The organism is Nocardia inohanensis NBRC 100128 (assembly GCF_001612945.1).
GTDB lineage: Bacteria > Actinomycetota > Actinomycetes > Mycobacteriales > Mycobacteriaceae > Nocardia > Nocardia inohanensis.
In genome coordinates this window covers 1,307,570-1,313,884 of sequence record NZ_BDBK01000001.1, presented here as the reverse complement: position 1 = coordinate 1,313,884, position 6,315 = coordinate 1,307,570, and the positions used below count along the sequence as shown (strand labels likewise).

The window sequence follows — 6,315 nt, the reverse complement described above, 5'->3', positions numbered from 1 at the left end:
AACAACCCCGCCAGCTCGGACGGGAACTCCGACTCGATCAACACCTGGTAGCGGCGCATATCGATGATGTGATCGACATGCTCGATATCGACCGGGCACTGCTCCACACACGCACCACAGGTCGTGCACGACCACAACACCTCGGGATCGATGATGCCGCCGGAGTTACCTTCCGAAGGCGCGACGAGCGGCCGCTCCCCTTCCGCGCGTTCGGATTCCGACAGCTTGCCCAGCTTCTTCTCGTCGCCGCCGGCGAGCAGGTACGGCGCTTTGGCATAGGTGTGATCACGCAATGAAGTAATAAGCAGCTTGGGAGACAACGGCTTTCCGGTATTCCACGCCGGGCACTGACTCTGACACCTTCCGCACTCGGTGCAGGTAGTGAAGTCCAGCAACGCCTTCCAAGTGAAGTCCTCGACCTTTCCCGCCCCGAACGCATCGACATCGGGATCGGCGCTCTCCAAATCCAGCACCTTGCCACCGGACATCAACGGCTTGGCCGCTCCGAGCGCAACCCCGCCATCATCCTCACGCTTGAAGTAGATATTGAAGAACGCCGAAATCCGATGCCACGCAACACCCCAAGTCAGATATCGGCCGATGAGATACAGGAACACCCCGCCCGCAAGCATTTTGACGAGTGCGAAGCCCGACATCAACACCGGACTGGCCGGAAGCAACCGCGCCACCTGCATGGTGATCAGATCCGAAGCCATGTGCCCACCACCGTAAGTGGCGATCCGCCCGGCCTTGACCAGCACATCACCGACACCGTGAGTAACCACGATCGCCTCGATGACGTACGCGGCCCGGAAGTTGGACCCGGCAAACCGCGACAGCCGCTCCGGCCTGCGCGGATGATTCAACTGCCGAATGGTGATCAGCACCGCGATCCCGACGATCGTCGTAACACTGAGAACCTCCTCCAGCAGGTGATACCCGAAGGTGTCGCTCACCACCGGCCACCCGAACTCCGGATCGAAAGTCTGCCCATACGACTCGAAGTAGAACACCATCCCCAGCAGGAACCCGACCATAACCAGCCAGTGCGCCCACCCCACACTCCGGAACTTGTTCATCCGCGTATGCGCAACCACCTCGACCACAACGGTTTTCACGCGCGGCACCACCGGCCGCAACCGCGACCCATCCCGCTGCCCGGCCCGAAAGACCCGAACCATCCGCCCCACCCCGCCGAAAAAAGTCCCCCAGCAGAACAAGGTGATGATCGATCCAATAATCCCCAGCGTGATCGTCACAGCATTCAACGCCATACCCCCGTACACGAAATGCACTGAGCGGCACCACTATCCATTGTTACCCGCCAGTAACTTACCTGTCCGATGTCAAGCTATCATCGAATCGAAGACGGCGGAAGACCACTGCCCGACCCACCTCAACCGGAAAATACGGTCGCTGCCCACGGCGCCGCGACTCTAAAGTCGCGGCGTGGTCGAGGACCGATCGATCGCGGGGTGCCCGGATGCGCTCGGCTTCGGCCACCCGTGCACGAGAATCACGGGTCGCGGCGGAGCGTGAACGCATATTCCACTGCGCCAGAACTTCTGAAGAGCCGGGAAACCCCGGCCTCCACACGTATCGCTGTACGCAGATGCCTACGCGAACTACGCACTCCCCGCGCATTGACGTGGGCCCGAGCGAACGCGAACTTTGACGACGCCGTCGGATCCACCGCGCTGTCCTTGTTCGCCGGTCTCGCCGAAACATCCGATGCCCCAAGGTTGCTCGAGTTCCTGACCGAAGCCGTGCGCTGCGGCAACGACTACATCTATGACCAATGCGAGCTGGTCACCGCGCTAGGCCGCTTGAATCATTCGGCCGGAGCCACGACCGTCGACCAGATCTTCGAGGACACCGTCTACTCGTACCTCCGGCGGCTTTGCGCGGTCTCTTTGAGCCGTTCGACGCCGAATTTCGCCCACACCCGCGCAATCGAATGCCTCGACGATTGCGAGTCCGGTGCGCGGCCACTCACCGGATCATGCAGGTCAGCTAGCGGCTTTACAGAGCAAGATAAGTATTTGCTACGTATTTTCCCGGTCGCGCGGCAACCATCTCACGAGAGAAGCTGTTGGCACACCGGAAGCCGGCGCTCGACACAACGGAGTGCCGCAGTGGATATCAATGACGCTGTCCACGCAGCATCGGCTCCGGTCACCTGGTTGTCGCGTTGAGCTCACGCGAACAACCACCCGAGGCCGGGTCTGCCCCAGCGACGATCCGAGGCGCGCGAGAGCGGGCTCGCGCGCGCTTCGATTGGGCGGATCTCCTGCTCCGAGGCCGGCACGGTTTCGTGCGCGGTGTCGTCGTTAATCCCAACGCGCCCAGGATATTCCGTCACAGGTTCCTCTCCGAGCTCTCATGCGAGCCGTCTGCGATCAACGTACTACGCTTCGTAGTATTAGCGCCAGAGGCGCTTTCACGTCGTGAGGATTGCGGCACGCGAGAGTCGCGGTATCGATCGAACGACCGGTGAGGCTGTTGGGCGTTCGATTGTTCTGGGCGGGGGCGGTGTCATCGCGCCGATGGCGGACGGTTTTCCGCCGACGATTCGGCCGAGATGCTGATCGACGCGGGCTGGTCTTCAGTCAAGGGTTGACGCGCAGGAAGCCGCGGTCGATCAGGTGGTCGAGGTGGCTGTCGATCAGGGCGGGTGTCATTGGCGGGCAGGCGATTCCGGAGCCGGAGAGGGCGTTGCGGGCGTTGGTGTCGTTCCAGTCGTTCGACAGGTCGCCGATCATCTGGCTCAGGATGAGCGCGCGGGCCATGCCGATGTCGGTGCCGGCGGCCTCGGCCAACCGGGCGAGGAAGTGCTGCGGTTCGGTGACCTCGACGGGAAAACCGTTGATACGCAAGCGATCCAGTACGGTGCCCATGTCGATGGCGGTTTGGTTGACCAGGTGATGCACCGGTACGCGGCCAGCGGGCGGGGCGCCGACCGTATGCGCGATGGCGGCGGCGACGAAATCGGCGGGGACCAGGCTCACGACCGCGTCGGCGATCGGCGGAGCCAGGCCGAGGCGCGCGATGGCGCGCACGAAGGTCCAGAAGGCATCGTCGGTGCCGGTGGCGCCGGTCGTCGAGCCGCCGCAGATGCGATCGGGGCGGTGGATGACCGCCGGCAGACCGCGTGCGGCCGCCTGCGACACCAGCACTTCGGAGACCCATTTACTGAGCACGTACCCGTCCACACTGCCGGGACGGCTGGGCACGATCTCCCGGGCCGGACCGTGCTGGCGCGTCGCGACCGAGGTGGTCGAGACGAGATGCATTGGAATAGCGGCGGTTTCGCAAGCCAGCCGTAGCATCGACATCGTGCCGACCACGTTGGCGGCACGCAGCCGCGTATAGGATTCGGCGTGATTGACCCGCGCCCCGTTGTGCACGATGGCATCGGTCGTGGCGGCCAGGCGCTCGTACTCGGCAAGGGTGAGACCGAGCCGCGGCATCGCGAGATCCCCGGGCACCACCTCGACGGACCGCATGATCGATTCACTCCATAACCGATGCCGCCGCAACGCCTCCTCCACCCGCCGCCGCGCCATCGCCGGCGAGGGCGCCCGCACCAGACACCGCACCCGCACCCCGAGCCGGCTCACCAGCTCATGCACCAGATACGCACCGAGGAATCCGGTAGCACCGGTGAGCAACACCGTCTCGATCTCACCCGATCGCGACTCCCCCGGCTCCAACTCCACATCCAGCACCGCATCCGCGAACGCGTGCCGCGTCACCGCCGAATCGCGCAGCCGCCCCAGATCCGGCCCGCCCAACTCCTCCAGCGACTTGGGCCGATCCAAAAGCCCCGCCCTGATCCGGCTCCCGCCAACAAGCATGCGCCGATGCTATGTACGGCCGAACCTCGAGCGGCAGACCCCGATTCCTCCACCCAAGAGATGACCGGCTTTCACCGATCAAGCGACGATGCGGACCGCGTAGGGCATGATGCCGTCCTCGCGGACCGGCGAAACCCGAACTACCTCACCGGATTGCGGGGCTTCGACCATTTTGCCGTTGCCCATGTAGAGAGCTACGTGCTGGCTGCCGCCGGGGCCCCAGAAGAGCATGTCGCCGCGTTCGCGTTCGGAGACGGGGACGCGGGTGCCCATGGTGTATTGGTAGCCGCTGTAGTGCGGGAGGGAGACTCCGATGCCGGCGAAGGCGTAGATCATCAGGCCGGAGCAGTCGAAGCCGGATTTGGCGTAGTCGCCGTAGGAGTCGGCGACGCCGCCGTCGCGGATACCGAGGGTGGGGCCGGATTCGTCGCCGCCGCCCCAGGCGTAGTCCTCGCCGAGCTGGGACATGGCGCGGTCCACGACCACTTCGATCAGTTGGGAGCGGGAGCCGGAGGGGCGGGTGGCCTGCTGGCCGGAGCGGGAGGGGGCGGGGGAATTGTCGATGAGGGAGTGCGGACGGTGGCCGGCGGCGGCATCGGTGGCCAGGCCGTTGGCGCGATGGTCGGCGTTGACGCGGGCGGCGGCCTCGGAGGCGGCGGCGCGGGCGGCGGCTTCGTCGCGGCGGCGCTGCTCGTCCCAGGCCAGGTAGGCGTCGCGCTGGGATTGCAGGCCGGTGACGGCGGCGCGGGCGGCGTCGAGGCGCTGCTGGGCCGAATCGCGTTGGGAGACCAGGTTGTTGCGCAGGGAGGCCTGCTGGGCCAGTTCGGCTTGGGCGGTGGTGACAGCGTTCTGGGCTTCGGTCTTCTTCGATTCGGCGTCGGCCGCGGCGGCATCGGCGCTCTGCTGGGCCTGGCGGGCGGTGGCGGTCTTGTTGGCCTGGTCGACCTGGGCGCGGCGCAGCCCGTTCACCACCTGCTGCTGGTTCAGGGACTTGATGGTGAGGATCTGGGCGCGGTCCAGGGCGATCTCGGGGGTCGGGGCGGCCAGGTAGTTGACCAGCGAGTTGGAGCCGGGGCGCAGGTAGACCTGGGTGACGTACCTGTCGAAATCGCCGTGGGCGGCATCGACTTTGGTGCCGGCGTCGGTGAGATCGGCTTGGCATTGCGCCACGGCGCGGCGGGCGGCGTCGGCGGCATCGCGGGCGATCTGGAGATCGGCGAGGGCCTTGTTGACGGCTTCGCGGCGGATGGCGACGGCATCGTCCAGGAGGCGCAATTGCTGTTCGGCCGAGGCGACCTGGTTGATGAGCGCCCCGACCTGGCCCACGCCCGCGTCCACTTGCGCACCGGCGTCGGCGATCTCGCTGTCGCTCGGGTTGGGTGGGGGCGGCGCCGCATGCCCGGTGCCGATGCCGACCGCGAGTACGGTCAGCGCGACCAGCAACTCTGTGGCGACATGCACCGGGCGCGTCCACGCCTTCGCCGGTCGTCGCATCACACCTCCCTGGAGTCCCATCCGGCACTTCATCCCCAACCGTGCCATCGCGAAACCGTACGTCACTTCGATTAGCGGTTGGCTCAGCCACGCGGCAATGACAAACGTGTAATTCACACGTTGCTGACAATTTGCCTGATCAGGCGGTTGATCCCGACAAAAACGAAACGCCGAACTGCCGGAAGGTTTTCCGGCGGTTCGGCGTGTTCAGGACGAGAGGGGCAGCGATCGGTGCTTCAGCCGACCGGGGTGAGCGGCCGCTCGGCGGGCGGATCGGACTTGGCGCGCTTGGACTTGACCACATACAGCCCGCCGATGACCGCGATCAGACCCGCCAGCACGATCAGCGTGATGACCGTCCAGGAAATCCCCTCGGGCTGCTCGAGCCGGTCGACGAAGACCCGCGCCGCCTCCTCGGTGTGCTCGGGCCCGCGGTACTTGGCCTTGTCCTCGGCCCACTCCAGGCGCGCCCGGGTGAAGGTGTCGCTGTAGGTGCCGATCCAATCGTCGGAGAGCACCAGCACCGTGCCGTGCTGCTGCGTCCCCACCTCGGTGGCGAGATCGCGCAGATTCGCCTCGATACCGGGATTGCCCTGCACCACAATGATGTTCAGGTCGATGCCGTGATCTCGCGCGTCGGCGGCGATGGCCGCCAGCCCATCCTGCTCGCGCCCCTTGGGCGCGGCGACATGATTGTCGGCCAGATCCAGGCGGATCGACTTCAGGTCGGTGTTCGGCGGTAGCTCCGCCTTCAGCGGAGTGAAAACCGAGTTGCGCGAGACGGTCACGAACGCACAGTACGCGACCGCTTGTCACATCACCTCACCACGGCACGCCGTAAGCTGCTTGCGATGCCCGGGGACCTCCCCGATGCGTTCACAGGACAAGCGTACTGTTAGGGTTGGAAACCGGACGAGGCCCGCGCCTCGACGAGCCATCGGCACAGCCCCGCCGGTGGCCCCCA

4 protein-coding genes are annotated in these 6,315 nt (G+C 65.7%); all 4 read right to left on the bottom strand.

The window, feature by feature from the left end; genetic code table 11:
* The coding region (locus NI1_RS06420; protein ID WP_157534985.1) for a 4Fe-4S dicluster domain-containing protein at positions 1-1,268 on the bottom strand (1,268 nt) is incomplete at its 3' end.
* 1,341 nt (positions 1,269-2,609) lie between these two features.
* The gene (locus tag NI1_RS06415; RefSeq protein WP_084522603.1) at positions 2,610-3,857 is read right to left on the bottom strand and encodes an SDR family oxidoreductase; all 1,248 of its coding nucleotides are present in this window, start codon (positions 3,855-3,857) and stop codon (positions 2,610-2,612) included.
* A gap of 78 nt (positions 3,858-3,935) precedes the next feature.
* Positions 3,936-5,351 (bottom strand): NlpC/P60 family protein, encoded by a 1,416-nt coding sequence (locus NI1_RS06410; RefSeq protein WP_067815523.1) that lies wholly within the window; start codon positions 5,349-5,351, stop codon positions 3,936-3,938.
* A 236-nt stretch (positions 5,352-5,587) separates the two neighbouring features.
* Positions 5,588-6,139 (bottom strand): Rv1476 family membrane protein, encoded by a 552-nt coding sequence (locus tag NI1_RS06405; RefSeq protein ID WP_067814896.1) that lies wholly within the window; start codon positions 6,137-6,139, stop codon positions 5,588-5,590.
* Positions 6,140-6,315 lie beyond the last annotated feature (176 nt).

Coding starts and splice junctions, on each gene's coding strand:
- NI1_RS06415 (WP_084522603.1), bottom strand. CDS start 3,857: ATGCTTGTTGGCGGGAGCCGGATCAGGGCGGGGCTTTTGGATCGGCCC.
- NI1_RS06410 (WP_067815523.1), bottom strand. CDS start 5,351: ATGCGACGACCGGCGAAGGCGTGGACGCGCCCGGTGCATGTCGCCACA.